Consider the following 15766-nt stretch of genomic DNA (forward strand, 5'->3'; position numbering starts at 1 on the left):
TTTGATTAGCGCCGTCTCAGGAAACGAGCGGGCTCGCCTTTCCGGGATTGACGCCCATGTCTCTTATCGCATTCTCGACGACGCCCGAGCCGATTTTCTTTTCCCACGTAAGGGACGCCAGGACCGCGAGGGTTATATATCTCCAGTCCACCTCGAAGAAGTCCCTGAGCGCCTTCCGGCCCGCGCTCCTCCCGAAGCCGTCCGTCCCGAGCGAGACGAGCGGGCGCGGCAGCCACTGGGATATCGAATCCGGGAGGGCCGTCACGTAGTCGGACGCCGCCACTATGACGCCCGGGGCGTCCCCGAGGCATGCGGCCGCGTACGGCGTCCGCTTTATCTCCGACGGATGGAGCATGTTCCAGCGGTCGCACTCGTAGCCGTCCCTGTGGAGCTCCTTATAGCTCGTGACGCTCCACACGTCGGCGGCGACGCCGTACTTCTCTTCGAGCACCTTCTGCGCCGTAAGCACTTCGTTGAGTATCGTCCCGCTCCCGAGGAGCTGCGCCCTGAGATCGCCGTTCTTGTTCGCCGCGGCCCTGAACCTGTACATGCCCTTCAGTATCCCCTCGCGCGCGCCCTCGGGCATCGGGGGCTGCTCGTAGGTTTCGTTCATGACGGTTATGTAGTACATCAGGTCTTCCTGCTCGCCGAACATGCGCCTTATGCCTTCCTCGACGATGACGGCTATCTCGTAGGCGAACGCCGGGTCGTATGCTTTCAGGTTCGGCAGCGGATACGCGAGAAGGTGGCTGTGCCCGTCCTGGTGCTGGAGCCCCTCGCCCGCGAGCGTCGTCCGCCCCGCCGTGCCGCCGACGAGGAATCCCTTCGCGCGCGAATCGCCCGCCGCCCAGATGAGGTCGCCGATGCGCTGGAACCCGAACATCGAGTAGAAGATGAAGAACGGGATCATGTTGATGCCGTGGTTGGCGTACGACGTCCCCGCGGCGATGAAGGACGACATCGCGCCCGCCTCGGTGATGCCCTCTTCGAGTATCTGGCCGTCCCTGGCTTCTTTATAAAAGAGGAGCGTTTCGGCGTCTACCGGGTCGTAGAGCTGGCCCACGTGCGAGTATATACCGACCTGCCTGAAGAGGGATTCCATGCCGAACGTGCGGGCTTCGTCCGGGACTATGGGGACCATGTACTTTCCGATATTCTTATCCTTAAGGAGCTTGGCGAGGAGCCTCACTATAGCCATGGTCGTCGCGGCCGCCCTTCCGCCCGAGCCCTTGTGGAACTCCTCGAACAGCGCGGGCGACGGGAGCTCCATCGGGCCCGCGAGTACTTTCCTCTGCGGGAGGAACCCGCCGAGCTCGCGGCGTCTTTCGAGGAGATATTTTATCTCGGGGCTGTCGTCGGGCGGCCTGTAGAAGGGCGCCTTGGCGACGTCCTCGTCCGATATGGGGATGTTGAACCGCCGCCTGAATTCACGGAGCTCGTCTTCGTTCAGCTTCTTCTGCTGGTGGGTGACGTTCCTCCCCTCCCCTGCCTCGCCGAGCCCGTATCCCTTTATCGTTTTCGCGAGTATGACGGTCGGCGAGCCTTCGTTCTCCACCGCTGCCTTGTAAGCGGGGTATATCTTCTCGGGGTCGTGCCCGCCGCGGCGGAGCTTTTGAAGCTGCTCGTCGGAGAGGTCTTTAACCATCTCGAGTAGCTCGGGATATTTCCCGAAGAAGTGCCTGCGTATGTATTCGCCGTCGGCGACGCTGTATTTCTGGTAATCCCCGTCGACAGCCTCGCCCATGCGTTTTACGAGGAGCCCGTCCTTGTCTTTGGCCAGGAGAGGGTCCCAGTTGCTGCCCCAGATGACTTTTATGACGTTCCACCCGGCGCCCCGGAATATGGCCTCCAGCTCCTGGATTATCTTGCTGTTGCCCCTTACGGGACCGTCCAGCCGCTGGAGGTTGCTGTTGATTACGAATATGAGGTTGTCGAGCTTCTCCCTCGAAGCGAGCGTTATGGCGCCGAGGGTCTCGGGCTCGTCGCATTCGCCGTCCCCCAGAAACACCCATACGCGCGTGTCGGAGGGCTCCTTAAGGCCCCTGTCTTCGAGGTAGCGGTTGAACCGCGCCTGGTATATCGCCATTATGGGGCTGAGGCCCATCGACACCGTCGGGAACTGCCAGAAGCGCGGCATGAGCCACGGGTGCGGGTAGGACGAAAGGCCCCCGTTGGGCGAGAGCTCGCGCCTGAAGTTCTGGAGGTCCTCGATGGAGAGCCGCCCTTCGAGAAACGCCCTCGCGTATATGCCGGGCGAGGCGTGGCCCTGGAAGTAGACCATATCGCCCTCGCTCCTTCCGTCGGGGCCTCTAAGGAAGTGGTTGAACGCGACTTCGTAGAGCGCGGCCGCCGAGGCGTAGGTCGATATGTGGCCGCCTATGCCCTCTTCGAGCCTGTTGGCGCGGACGACCATTGCCATCGCGTTCCACCGGATGAGGCTCCGTATGTTCCATTCGATATCCTGCCTGCCGGGATACTGGGGCTGCTTCGAGAGGGGGAACGTGTTTATGTAGGGTGTGTTGGCGGTGAACGGGAGCCTGACGCCCTTTTTCTGCGCGTGTATCTGGAGGATCTTTATGAGCGTGGCCGCCCGCTCTTCGCCCGCCGTTTCGAGGACGTAATCGAGGGATTCGAGCCATTCCCTGTTCTCTATCTTCTCGAGCTCCTTTTTTCTGTCGTCGGATTTTTCGGGCATCGGCGGGACCTCTGATCGAGCGTATTTTGGCGTCTTGAGTACACTAAATATTAAAGCACCCCCCGTCTTCAAGTCAACCGGTTTTACCGGCGCGGAGCTTTCGGCGGCCGGTGGACGGGTATCTGCGGAATGGGCCTCCGAATTCGGTTCACGGGGCGTTAAAATCGATTATTTTAGGGCAAAACCGATTGACGCTATAACAATAAAATATATACTACTTCCACTATGGAAAAATTCGATCTGACAGTCATCGGAACCGGCCCCGGCGGGTACGTCGCCGCCATCAGGGCCGCACAGCTGGGAATGAAGGTAGCGGTAATCGAAAGGGACAGGCCGGGGGGCGTCTGCCTCAACTGGGGATGCATACCCTCGAAGTCCATACTCAAATGCGCCGAGGTGTATCAGTACTTCAAGCACTCGGATCAATTCGGCATAGAGCACACCGGGCTCAAGTATGATTTTTCGAAAGTTATCGACAAGAGCCGGGGCGCTTCGGATACGCTCACCAAAGGCGTCGAATTCCTCTTAAAGAAAAACAAGATCACGCTAATCAGCGGGACGGGGAAGCTGATCGCGAAGAACAAGGTCGGCGTCACACAGGAGAAGGGCCAGATCGAAGTCGAGTCGGACAAGATTCTGATAGCCACGGGCTCGGTTCCGGTAACCCTTCCGGGCCTCGAGGTCGACGGCAAGCTCGTCATGACGAGCGACGAGGCGATATTCTACAGGGAAGTGCCGCCGTCGGTCGTCGTCATAGGCGGCGGATATATCGGCGCCGAGTTCGCATACGTCTACAACTCGTTCGGGAGCAAGGTCACGATAGTCGAGATGCTCGACCACCTCATTCCCGGCGCCGACGAAGACGTATCGAGAGAGCTCGAAAAGAGCTTCAAGAAGGCCGGCATGGACGTTCTTACGGCGACGAAATTCAAAGAAGTGAAAAAGAAGAAAAAGACGGTGGACGTCGTTCTTGAAAAGCTCTCCGACAAGAGCGAGGTCACAGTTTCCGCCGCGATGGTTCTGGTGGCCGTCGGCAGGCGCCCGATAGCGAACGACGCGCCGACGTCTCTCAGCTACTACAAGAAATCGGCCGACATAGGCCTAAGCGATTTGCGCATCGAGCTCGACGAGCGCGGGTTCGTAAAGACCGACGATTCCTACATGACGACCTGCTCGGGCGTCTACGCGATTGGGGACGTCGCGGGCCCTCCTCTTCTCGCCCACAAGGCCTCTGAAGAGGGCGTCGCGGCTGTGGAGATGATGGCCGGGCTCACGAGCAAGGTCCATTACGACAACATCCCCGGGTGCGTTTACTGTCAGCCCGAGGTGTCCATGCTCGGCATGACCGAAAAGCAGGTGAAGGACCTCGGCTATAACTACAGCGTCGGCAAGTTCCCGTTCAAGGCGGCGGGTAAGGCCGTCGGCACGGGCGAGACGGATGGATTCGTGAAAATCATCGCCGACAAGGCGACAGGCGAGATACTCGGCGCCCACATCATAGGCCACGGCGCAACGGAGCTAATAGCTGAAATTGCGGTCGGAAGGACGCTCGAAACGACGCCGCTCGAAATAGCGATAACGTCGCACGCCCACCCCACGCTTTCAGAGGCGGTCATGGAGGCGGCGCTGGCTGCCATGGGACGGGCCAGGAATATCTGACGAATCTCCAGGGCCGGGTGTGATCTGAATTTGCCAATTTTTCTATACATTCTCCTGATTCCGGATATAATAAAATAATGAACACATTCAAGGTCTATAAGCTTGGCATGGTTCCTTACAGGAAGGCGCTCGACATTCAGCTCAGCCTTCTCGAAAAGAGGAAAAACGGGGAAATCGGCGACACGCTTTTACTTCTCGAACACCCCCCTACTCTCACGACCGGACGCAGGGGCAACATGGCCAACCTGCTCGTTTCGGAAAAGCTCCTGGCCGAAAGGGGCATCCACTTCGAGGTCATAAGCCGCGGGGGGGACGTCACTTTCCACGGCCCGGGTCAGCTCGTCGGCTACCCTATATTCGACCTTTCAGCGGACAAGGACGTCCACAAATACCTCCGGAGGCTCGAGGACGCGATAATCCTCGCCCTGAGGCCCTACGCGATACCTGCAAGGAGCATCGAGGGTGTAACGGGCGTCTGGGCGAAGTGGCACAAGATCGCTTCCATAGGGGTGGGAGTAAAAAAATGGATTACTTACCATGGTTTCGCACTCAATGTTAATACGGACCTTTCATGTTTCGACCTCATAGTCCCGTGCGGCATACAGGACGTCAGGATGACGTCCATACAGAGGTGGCAGGCGAGGCAGGACGAGGTCGATATGGTAGGCGTCGAGGAAAATATAATTAAAGCCTTTTCTCAGGTATTTAACAAAAAGCACCTTAAAACCGTAACTCTTTTTGGAAGCAACGCCGAAGACAGCGCAGATTTCGAGCTGATGCTCGACATAGAAAAGCGGCTCGAAAGCTAAGCGGGTGCCGGTGTCTACGGGGCTCTGCTGCCGGGGCGGCATCGGTCGCTCCCTCGAGATATTTGCCGGACTCTCCCGTTCCGGGGAGCTCCGCGGACGAATGAAGCCCCCTCCACTCGCTCCTCCGCCCAAACCCACTATACGGCGCGGCTTATCACAAAAAGTTCTTCAGGTGCGCCCGCTTGTTTATGTTGAGCTTCTTGAATATCTTCGACAGGTGGTGCTTTACGGTCTTTTCGCTTATGTAGAGCTCGCTTGCGATCTCGCGGTTCTTCTTCCCCCTCCCCGCGAGCTGCATTATTTCGAGCTCGCGCCTTGTAAAGGACGGTATCGAAAACTCTTCCCTGTCCGCCCCCCGTGATTTGTAGAAGAAGAGCTGATCGCTGATGAACTTCTCCATGATCTTCCTCCTGTGCCAGAGCCCGCCCGAGGCAGCGCAGCCTATGGCATCGACCAGCGTCTCCTGCTCGAAGTTCTCGAGAAGAACGCCCTTTACACCGATCTTCAGCATCGTCAGCTCCTTGTCGAAATCGTGAGCCTTTATAATCGTGAGGACGTTTACGCTGGGGAATTCCGAGATGGCGGAGCGTATGGATTCGAGCGTCTCCGGGGAATCTATGTCCTTGTCGTCGTCGTTTATGATGACTACGTCCGGGTCGGTTTCGTATATCTTGAGCATCATCTCGACCCTGCCCATCGACTGACCTGCAACCTTCACGGACGGCGCGTTCGCAAGCATTCCGGTTATGCCTTTTATCATAAGCGGGTGCAGGCTTACGACGAGGACGCTCACCGGCTCGCCGCCGCCCTCGCCGGGCCCGAATACCGGGCCGTTTCTCCTCGAATGGATGCTCATTCATCACCGGGTTTTATTGCGTTTGTTAGATAATAAGTGAATGCTGGAATTATGGACACCCTTATTTATAACAAAATACCCGGGCTGACGCAATCGGGTGATTACTGTATTTCATTTAGGGCAATACTGTAGGTTCACAATCGAATATCTATTATTCAAAGGGACATACAGAAATGCTTTTGGCTGTCTTAAATAATTACATCACTACCGAAACACTGGAAGGAAGCGGACAGATATATTATTATAAACTATCCCAGGCCGTATATTGCCGGCGTAAAACGCCAGTGGCCGGCGAGAAGGCGTCAGGCGAGTGAACCGAATAAAGCGAGAAAATAACGTAGAGCCCCGGACACTGGCCCCATCGGATGGGGCTGAAAACGAAATAGAGGCCCTCCGTAAGAAGGTGCGCCAGCTCGAAGAAAATCTTTCCCGGCACAGGGGCTACAGCGAAAAGCTCGGGCTGCTCTGCTCGGAGATCGAAAACCTCGTAAACGACGGTACCGAAGCACCTGTATCCATTGGGGGGATGTCCGGGGGCGAAGTGCTTTCCGCCGAGCACACGGAGCTTATCTATAAGAGCCTCCTCCACTACGAAAAGATGAGCCGTTATGAAAAGATCATACGCATCATCACACAGAGCGTTCACCGCTCGCTCGACCCGGGCGAGGTCATAAACATAGCCGTCGAGGAAATGAACAAGCACATCGAGTCCGCCGAGAACGTTTGTATATACATGGTCGAGGGGGACGATGCCGTACTGAAATCCTTCAGGGGATTCCCGAAGAAGATAATGAAGCTGCTCGGCGTGATCCCCTATCCCGGGGGCTTTACGTGGAGGACGATAATCGACTCGAAACCGATCCACTGCCCCGACGTCGACGAGGATGCGCTCATAGGGCCCAAGGGGCGCGAGATCGGGACGAAGTCCTACGTCTGCATGCCCATATGCCACGCGGGGAAGGCGATAGGGAGCATCAACGTAAACTCCGCGCGGAAACACGCCTTCGGGAAGGAGGAGCTTCACCTCCTCGAAAAGGTCGCCGGGCAGATAGAATCCGCCATAAACAACGCCCGGCAGGCCGAAGAGCTCAGGAAGTCGAAAGAGGAGCTAAGGGACAACATAGCCAAGCTCAGGCGAAAGAATCGCTACGAGAGGGTCATAAACACGGTCACGATGAGCCTTCACCAGTCGCTCAGGCTGGGTGAGGTTTTCGAAAACGCCGTCGAGAGCCTACACAAGGAGGTTCGCGAGGCCGAGCACGTGCTCGTATATCTCGTCGAGAGCGGGAAGCAGCCCGGTTTCGGGAACGGATCCTACGCCGTGCTCAAGGCCCAGCGCGGCCACGAGATTAAATTCCTCGAGAAGATCGAGAGGATCCCCTATCCCCGCGGCACAACCTGGGAGACGATAATCGAAGGCCGGGCCAAGTTCATACCCGACGCCGAGGAGGACCCGAGTCTCGGGCAGGCGGCTAGGGACTTCGGCGCGGCGAGCTACGTCTCGATGCCGCTCAAGCTCGAAGACGATACTGTGGGATGCATTCACATCCATTCGTTCAAAAAGGGAGCGTTCACGAAGGACCATCTGAAGCTCCTCGAAATAGTGGCGAAGCAGCTCGAAACGGCTATAAACAACGCCCGCAAAACGGAGGCGCTCCGTAAGTCCGAGGAAGCGCTGAGGAAAACGAAAGACGACCTCGAAGAGCGCGTCAGGGAGAGAACGTCCGAGCTCCAGAAATCGAACACGCTCCTCATAAAGGAGATACTCGAGCGAAGGTGCGTCGAAAACGAGCTCAAGCAGTCGCTCGCCGAAAAGGACGTGCTGCTGAAAGAAATCCACTACCGCGTCAAGAATAACCTCCAGATAATATCGAGCCTTCTGAACCTGCAGTCGCGGAAGATAAAGGACAAAAATGCGCGTTTGTCCTTTCTCGAAAGCAATAACCGCATACAGTCCATAGCGACGCTCCACGAGCAGCTCTACCGCTCGAAGGATTTATCGAGGATAGATTTCGGCTCGCACATTCGCAACATGACGAACCACCTTCTCCGCTCGTACGGCGTCAGGAACAGCGATATTAACGTGGAGATCGACGCCGGCCTGGTCTATCTCAACATCAACACGGCGATTCCCTGCGGGCTCATAGTGAACGAGCTCGTCTCCAACGCGATAAAGCACGGATTCGCCGGGCGGACGAAGGGGAATATAAAAATCGGCTTCGGCAAGGACGGCGAGAGATACGTTCTCACCGTGGCGAACGACGGCGAAAGGTTCCCGGAAGACGTGGACATCAACGACAGCGCGACTCTCGGCCTCGAGCTCGTCACATCGCTCGCAAAGCAGCTCAAGGGCTCGATCGGCATGTCCAGCGGAGAAGTGACGGAATTCAGGCTCGAGTTCCGCTCCTGAATTAAAATCGTGGAAGGATAAAATGGAAGATATAAAGGTTCTGATCGTCGAGGACGAGATAATAGTCGCGAGACACATAGAAGACACGCTTCTCAGCCTCGGGTACGGGGTGGTGGGCATAGTGTCTTCGGGCGATGAGGCGATAAGGCTGTCCGGTGAATCTCCCCGGCCCGACATCGTGCTGATGGACATAATGCTGGAAGGTGAAATTGACGGGATAGAGGCAGCGGAGAGGATTCGCAAAAGCTACAGCATCCCGATAATCTTCCTCACGGCGTTTTCGAACGAGAAGACGCTCCACAGGGCGAAGACCGCAAAGCCATACGGATATATACTTAAGCCCTTTCAGGAGACCGACTTCTTCACCTCTATCGAGATAGCGATTCACAAGCACAGGATTGAAAGAAAGCTCGTCGCGGAGACGGAAAACGCCCTCGCCGCCATAATAGGGAGCGCCGAGGTCTTCCTCGAAGAAGGCGCCGAGAAGCACGACAGCGAAACGCTCCGGAGGATAGAGGCCATAAGGCACGCGGCGATGATAATAAAGGACACGATAGAAGAACTCTAGAGAGATGGAAAATTCCATATTCCTGCATCTGAATTCATTCGTGGAACACGACCACGTCTGCCACATCTACGAGAACGACTCGGAATGTTTCGAGATCGCGGCGAATTACTTCCTTCACGGCATAAGGGCAGGCAAGGAGTGTATTTACATCTCCGACAGGCCGGCCCCTCCCGATCTGCTTAAAAGGCTCGAAGGGCACGGCGTAAGGCACGGAGGCAAGAGCAAGGCGTTCGAGGAGATCGTACTGGCGAATTTCCTCAAGGAGCCGCGAAGGCCCGACGCCTTTATCTCGCAAATCGAAAAGAGCCTCGACAAAGCCGCGAAGAAAGGCGGGAGGCCGATCCGTGTGCTGATGATGCTCAACACGGACCCTTTCTTCTCGCTGACGCAGTCCGAGCGTATGTGGATAAAGGCGTCCCTTAACAAGCTCAGCCTGGAGAAGCCCGTCATAATGCTGACGCAGCACAACGTCGAGCGCATAAGCTCGAAGGAGCTCCTGGCGATATTCAGGACCCATCCGACGATAGTCGAGAGAGGGAGGGTTTACACGAGCCCGTTTTACCGCGAGCCGGGAGAGCTGATGAGGGAAGGCGAGAACGAGCTCGACAAGTTCGGCATGCTTAGCGGTAAGGAAAAGAAGGTGCTCGGGCTGATAACGAATGGGCTAAGCAACAGCGCAATCGCCAGGGAGCTTTCGATAAGCATCAAGACGGTCGAAACCCACAGGGCCAACATCATGAAGAAGCTCGACATACACAACCTCGTGGACCTCGTGAAATACTCGATGCGGAAGGGGCTGGGGTGAAAGGGATAATGTATCTATCTTAAGATGTGATAATATGATTGAGCTTCTTGATACATAAAAATACGATGATTAACGGATCGCTTTTTACAGAGGAGTTTTTAAAAGAAGGCATAACAAGCTTTCCCGAATGGAACTCTATCACCACGGATGAAGTCAAAGATTTCAAAGATGAGCTTAAAGCCGTCTTCGATAAATTCCCGACCGATGGGAACCCGCTTGAGTCAACGACTGAAAATGATTTAATCGAACCCGTCATCAAAGCACTCGGTTGGAATTTCTTCCTGACGCAACAAACTACTGCCCCAAAGGGCAGAGACGACGTCCCCGATTATCTGCTTTTTGATAACGAAGATTCAAAGAACAAAGCCAACAAGGAAAGGGATCAATATAAGCGTTATGTTCACGGTACTGCCATACTCGAAGCGAAACCCTGGAATGTCCGGCTCGACCGTAAGGGCACTCAGCCTATGGACCGCGTGCCTTCCAATCAGATAATACGCTATCTCACGAGTGCCGACACGCAATCCGACGGACGCATCCAGTGGGGCATTCTTACAAATGGACGCTTTTGGCGTCTTTACTATAACCGTGCCAAGTCAAAGTCAGAAGATTATCTCGAAATCGACTTGCCTCTAGCGCTTGGCTTGCCCGGTTTTCAGACCGACCCTTTTTCGAGCGGTGATGTTGGGGAGCAGGATTGGTTAAAGGTTTTCTATCTCCTCTTCCGCCGTGATGCTTTCCTCCGGCAGAGGGAGGAGAAAACCTTTCATGAGCAGGCGCTCGAAAGGGGCAGATTCTGGGAGTCGAAAGTTGCCGACGACCTCAGCGATATCGTTTTCAAAAACGTTTTCCCGGCGCTCCTCACAGCATTGAAGGATAACGACCCGCAAAAACCCAACCCGTTAAATGATGCATATCTTGATGAGCTGAGAGACAACGCCCTTACTCTTCTCTATCGCTTGCTGTTCGTCCTGTATGCCGAGGACAGAAACCTTCTTCCGGTTTATGACAGCAAATACGACGATTATGGTTTCAGAAAACGTATTAGAGAAAATATTGAAAAACGCATGAGAGAAAAGGATATATTCAGCGAGTCACGCGATGACTATTATCACAATACCCTGAATCTGTTCGAATCTATAAACAAGGGTGACGAAAGCATTGGGCTCCCCCCATACAACGGAGGGCTTTTCGATAGCGGTGGACATCGGCTACTGAGCCGGGCACGGATACCGGACAAAATCTTTGCTCCAATAATTTACAAACTATCGCATCTCGAAGACAAAGGCGTGATGAAGTGGATTAACTACCGTGATCTGTCTGTTCAACAGCTTGGTTCAATATACGAAAGACTGCTTGAATTCTATCCGAAGCTGGAAGATGACGGATCACTAGCGGTCAGCCCCAATATATTCGCACGAAAAACATCCGGCAGCTATTACACCCCGGAATCTCTCGTCGGTCTTATTATCGAGCGCGCCGTCGGACCACTGTTGAAAGAATGTAAAGATGCTTTCTTGAACAAGGTCCATGAACTGAAAAAACTGAAAGACAAGAAAATGAAAAGCAGAATGCTTGAAAGCGCTGACCCTGCAACCGCTATGCTCGACCTCAAGATTTGTGATCCCGCTATGGGGAGCGGTCATTTTCTTGTTAGTCTGGTTGACTATCTGGCCGACAACATACTTGAGACCATAGATGAAGTCGAAACCGAAGGGTCTGTGCCGTGGGCGGATAAAGATAATCCATATGTGTCTCCGGTCTCAAAACGCATAGCATCAATTCGTGCGCTTATTCTGGAGCAGGCAAATGAGCACGGATGGAACGTGAAGGAAGAGCAACTGGACGATAAGCAAGTAGTACGCAGAATGATACTCAAGCGCTGCGTTTACGGTGTAGACAAGAACCCCATGGCGGTCGAGCTGGCTAAGGTTTCGTTATGGCTTCATACGTTCACTGTTGGTGCGCCCCTATCCTTCCTGGATCATCACTTAAGGTGCGGCGACTCGCTTTTCGGCGAGTGGGTCGGAAAGTTACAGGACGAATTAAATGAACGTGGTGTTTTATTTTCTCATAATACTGTAATTAAAGCCCAGAACGCGGCAGCGGGAATGCTGCGGATTGAACAACTTACAGATGCGGATATATCTGAAGTCAAGCAGTCAGCGTCTATGTTCGAAGGAGTGGAAGAGGCAACAGCGCCATTAAATTCATTCCTGCAGCTCTATCATGCGTTCAAGTGGATAGCATCGTCACCGAATGACAAAGTCGCTGTTGATGGCTGGCTCTTTGGAGACTATGGGGATCCTTATCAGATAGCCGAGGGAAAAATCCAAATCCAGAAAGATACGATACAGGCAAATCAGTTCAAGGAATTGTTAGCAAAAGCACGAGATCTTATAGAAGAAGAACATTTTCTCAATTGGGAAGTTGCTTTTCCGGGTGTATGGAAATACTGGGAAAGACACGAACCCGAAGGCGGCTTCGACGCCGTAATCGGCAATCCGCCGTGGGACAGGATGAAGCTGCAACAGGTTGAATGGTTTGCTGATCGCAAACCTGAAATTGCAATGGCTGCACGCGCTGCTGATCGCAAGAGAATGATTGAAGCGCTAAAAAACACAGATGACCCACTTTGGAAGGAATATGAAAAGGCAGTTTGGCATGCAGAAGTTGCATTAGAACGTGCTCGAAAAGATGGACAATATCCCCTTATGGCGACTGGTGACTTCAACATATATGCCCTTTTTGTTGAGAGGGCAGAACGTCTATTGAAAGATCAAGGTTATGTAGGTTTAGTTGTCCCGGTCGGCATTGCTTACGACAAAGGAAACAGCAAGTTCTTTGGAATGCTTTCAGAGACACAGAGAATCCAAACTTTGTTTGTTTTTGAAAATAGAGGTGGCACCTTTTTTAATGATGTTCATCACGAAGATAAGCCAACTATTTTCGTATTTGGTGGCAAAAACAATAAATTTGATGATATAAAATGCGCCTTCTTCATCCACCAAATAGAAGACTTGGATGATCCGGATCGCTGTTTTCCTCTCAACTCCCACGAGTTTGCGTTAATAAACCCAAATACAAAAACTGCCCCTATCTTCCGAAATCGTCGTGATGCTCAAATTGTAGGTGGTATATACATACATAATCCTATTTTAATAGATCGACGTGATAATCTTGAACAGCATCTTTATGATATCAAGTATTTTACAATGTTTCACATGACCAACGATTCCAATCATTTCGTAACTCCCGATGAGTTAAACAAGCTTGAGGCATATCCAGTAGGCAGTTCAATTTACAAATACCCCGGAGGTGTACTGTTACCTCTATACGAGGGTAAGATGATTGATCAGTACAATCATAGATACGCATCCATCAAAGCTGATTCTATAAATGTAAGTGGACAGGGTGTTATCATTGAGACCCAATTAATTGACTTACAGAACCCAGAATATATGCCAGTGCCACGATATTGGGTTGATGCACAAAATATTACATTTCCTGATGGAATTAACTGGGTTATAGGATTCAGGGATACAACTAACGTCAATAATTGGCGCACTACAATAGCTTCAATAGTCCCAAAAGTAGGGCACGGAAATACATTGCCTCTACTTATTCCAAATTCGTCAGCCATTGAAACTTATATTGAGCAAGCACCGTTACTAATTGCGAATATGAATAGCTTTTCTTTGGATTATATATCACGACAAAAAATCCAAGCGCGCCACCTGAATGCCTATATATTGGAACAACTACCATTTATTGACCTGCAAATATACAAGAAGCCGTTAGGCAATACGACCGTTGCAGAGTTTATAAAAGAACATGTCCTGCATCTCACTTATACCGCATGGGATATGCAGCCGTTTGCCAGGGATATGGGTTATGATGGTGAGCCGTTCATTTGGGACGAGGAAGACCGTCGTCACCGTATGGCAAAGCTCGACGCTTTGTTCTTTAACCTCTATGAGATAAGCGAAGACGATGCGGATTATATCCTTTCCACTTTTCCAATTGTAAAGCGCCATGACGAGCAGGAGCACGGACGATTCCTCACCTGCGACCTGATTCTCGCCTATATGCGCGCACTCAAGGCTGGGGATACCGAAGTTATAGTTAAAGCATGATTTTCTCTACTGAGGCTGCGGTTTTTTCGTCACGGCCATGAAGAGATACTAAGCGATGAGGAATACAGTTATGGCTATCAGGACGAATTACATCGTCGCGGCGGCCCGTCAATCCTGAAGAGTATTCTTGTAAATCTTCCCGTCCTTCATGATCACAACGAAATTCTTGCCGGGGTCCGCGACGAGATCTATATTCTCAAGCGGGTTCCCGTCGACAAGCAAGAGGTCCGCAAGTGCGCCCTCTTCTACGACCCCAAGCTTTCCCGGGTAAGGATTGCGCTTGCCTGATAACGCCAGGAGTTCGGCGTTGGTGCTCGTCGCCATGATAAGCGCTTCGGCCGGGGTGTACCACCGGGCAAGCGAGGCCAGAATCGCACCCTGGCGCTGCGCCAGCGCCCGGGAAAATAGAACGTCGGTGCCCCACGCCGTCTTTATCTTGTATTTCTTTGCAAGCTCATATGTTTTGCTTATGCCGGGCCATACCTCATCGGCCTTGGCCCTCTGGACAGAGCCCACCGGGAGACCATCCCGCATCTCCTCGGGGAGCGGCTGGAGGCTCAGCCAAACTCCCTTTTCGGCAAGAAGTCTGGCGGTCGCTTCGTCCATCAGGAATCCATGCTCGATGACTTTCACCCCGGCAGCGACGGCTCCCTGGATCGCTTTCGTAGTGAAAGCGTGCGCGGTGACGTATGTCCCCCAGTTCCCGGCGGCTTCCACAGCCGCGCGAAGCTCTGCATCGGTGAAATTCGACACGTCGATCGGGCTGAAAGGCGACGAAACCCCGCCGCCCGCAGTAAGCTTTATCTGAGAGGCGCCCTGCATGAGCTGTTCCCGTACACGCAGGCGCACTTCGTCCGGGCTGTCGGCAACCATGCTGCCGCCGATCTCTTCCATGCGGTTGGGCGTGCCGGGCTTCCGTGGCAGCTCTGACAGCTGGCGGAAATCCCCATGTCCGCTCGTAACGGTGATTATCGCACCAGAGGGATAGATGCGCGGGCCGTTGACCACCCCCTCGTCTATGGCGCGCTTGAGGCCGAATACCGGCCCTCCGACGTCGCGGACGGTCGTGAAACCACGCATTAGGGTATCGTTCGCTTCATCGCCGGCCAGGAGATTGTTATAGCCGACATCGTCGTTGATCGCCTGCGCCGGGTTTGGCCGTATGAGCATCGCGTGCCAGTGCGCGTCGATCAGGCCGGGCATCAGCGTGTGCCCTCCGCCGTCGATCACCGTCGCGCCCTGTTCAGGGGTTATAGATTCAGTCGATATTCGCTCGATAATGTTGCCTTTGATGAGTACGTTGGACGGAGCCGAGAGCGAGCTGCTCTTGCCGTCGAAGATGCGGACGTTCTGGAACAGCGTTGCAGCCATGGGTGCCGACTGCTGAGCAGTTGCAGGTATGACAATGAAGAGCAGTCCGAATGCTGCGAGCGCGATCCGTTTCATATCGATTTCCAAGAGTGTTGCGCCGACGCACGAATGCAAATCCAGGCTCAATGTGAGGTACAAAACCAGACAATTCCAGCGCCCCGGCTGCATCCTACGGCGCCAAACTCTTAATTATACAAACGTAAAACCCCAAATACTGAGTGATATGCTAACAAGCCGTTTCAGTAGTGTAATTGAAGTCCTCTTCCAAAGTCAATATGCGGGAAATCGTTCGCGCCGCGCGTGCTGAAGTGCAAGCGTTGCGGTCACGAATGGCTCCCGCGCAGCGCGGAGCCGCCGGGCACATGTCCTAACCCGAAATGCAGGAGCCCGTACTGGGACAGACCACGGAAACAGCGGTTGAAAAAGGTTTGAAGATGATTTATTTTATGAGTAAGGG

9 protein-coding genes are annotated in these 15766 nt (G+C 53.7%); 6 read left to right on the forward strand and 3 right to left on the reverse strand.

Going from position 1 to position 15766, the window contains the following annotated elements:
* Positions 1 to 16: 16 nt before the first annotated feature.
* On the reverse strand, positions 17 to 2695 hold the full coding sequence (gene aceE / locus PKC29_02465; GenBank protein ID HML94274.1) for a pyruvate dehydrogenase (acetyl-transferring), homodimeric type: 2679 nt from the start codon (positions 2693 to 2695) through the stop codon (positions 17 to 19).
* A gap of 225 nt (positions 2696 to 2920) precedes the next feature.
* On the opposite strand from aceE, the gene lpdA reads away from it, so the two are divergent.
* Positions 2921 to 4354, forward strand: coding sequence for a dihydrolipoyl dehydrogenase (gene lpdA / locus PKC29_02470; protein ID HML94275.1), 1434 nt, complete (start codon positions 2921 to 2923; stop codon positions 4352 to 4354).
* Between the two features lie 77 nt (positions 4355 to 4431).
* Positions 4432 to 5163: a lipoyl(octanoyl) transferase LipB gene (gene lipB / locus PKC29_02475; GenBank protein ID HML94276.1), complete on the forward strand. Its 732-nt coding sequence runs from the start codon at positions 4432 to 4434 to the stop codon at positions 5161 to 5163.
* A 154-nt stretch (positions 5164 to 5317) separates the two neighbouring features.
* Here lipB and PKC29_02480 read toward each other — a convergent pair whose 3' ends face one another.
* Positions 5318 to 6019, reverse strand: coding sequence for a response regulator transcription factor (locus PKC29_02480; protein ID HML94277.1), 702 nt, complete (start codon positions 6017 to 6019; stop codon positions 5318 to 5320).
* 310 nt (positions 6020 to 6329) lie between these two features.
* On the opposite strand from PKC29_02480, the gene PKC29_02485 reads away from it, so the two are divergent.
* From PKC29_02485 to PKC29_02500, 4 genes are read left to right on the forward strand one after another with little or no spacing between them, the layout of a single operon-like run.
* Positions 6330 to 8429: a GAF domain-containing protein gene (locus PKC29_02485; GenBank protein ID HML94278.1), complete on the forward strand. Its 2100-nt coding sequence runs from the start codon at positions 6330 to 6332 to the stop codon at positions 8427 to 8429.
* Positions 8430 to 8451: 22 nt separating this feature from the next.
* Positions 8452 to 8997, forward strand: coding sequence for a response regulator (locus PKC29_02490; GenBank protein ID HML94279.1), 546 nt, complete (start codon positions 8452 to 8454; stop codon positions 8995 to 8997).
* Between the two features lie 4 nt (positions 8998 to 9001).
* The gene (locus tag PKC29_02495; GenBank protein HML94280.1) at positions 9002 to 9802 is read left to right on the forward strand and encodes a LuxR C-terminal-related transcriptional regulator; all 801 of its coding nucleotides are present in this window, start codon (positions 9002 to 9004) and stop codon (positions 9800 to 9802) included.
* Between the two features lie 38 nt (positions 9803 to 9840).
* Positions 9841 to 13938, forward strand: coding sequence for an Eco57I restriction-modification methylase domain-containing protein (locus tag PKC29_02500; protein ID HML94281.1), 4098 nt, complete (start codon positions 9841 to 9843; stop codon positions 13936 to 13938).
* Positions 13939 to 14046: 108 nt separating this feature from the next.
* Here the strand turns inward: PKC29_02500 and PKC29_02505 are convergent, their stop codons facing one another.
* Positions 14047 to 15384 carry an amidohydrolase family protein gene (locus PKC29_02505; protein HML94282.1) on the reverse strand — a complete coding sequence of 446 codons (1338 nt, stop codon included), beginning with the start codon at positions 15382 to 15384 and terminating at the stop codon, positions 14047 to 14049.
* Positions 15385 to 15766: the final 382 nt, after the last annotated feature.

The sequence above is a fragment of the Thermodesulfobacteriota bacterium genome (genome assembly GCA_035325995.1).
Classification (GTDB): domain Bacteria; phylum Desulfobacterota_D; class UBA1144; order Nemesobacterales; family UBA2774; genus JADLGH01.

What these genes read in the sequence shown, in the direction of transcription:
- aceE (HML94274.1), bottom strand. Translation starts at nt 2,695, where the DNA reads ATGCCCGAAAAATCCGACGACAGAAAAAAGGAGCTCGAGAAGATAGAG.
- lpdA (HML94275.1), top strand. Translation starts at nt 2,921, where the DNA reads ATGGAAAAATTCGATCTGACAGTCATCGGAACCGGCCCCGGCGGGTAC.
- lipB (HML94276.1), top strand. Translation starts at nt 4,432, where the DNA reads ATGAACACATTCAAGGTCTATAAGCTTGGCATGGTTCCTTACAGGAAG.
- PKC29_02480 (HML94277.1), bottom strand. Translation starts at nt 6,019, where the DNA reads ATGAGCATCCATTCGAGGAGAAACGGCCCGGTATTCGGGCCCGGCGAG.
- PKC29_02490 (HML94279.1), top strand. Translation starts at nt 8,452, where the DNA reads ATGGAAGATATAAAGGTTCTGATCGTCGAGGACGAGATAATAGTCGCG.
- PKC29_02495 (HML94280.1), top strand. Translation starts at nt 9,002, where the DNA reads ATGGAAAATTCCATATTCCTGCATCTGAATTCATTCGTGGAACACGAC.
- PKC29_02505 (HML94282.1), bottom strand. Translation starts at nt 15,384, where the DNA reads ATGAAACGGATCGCGCTCGCAGCATTCGGACTGCTCTTCATTGTCATA.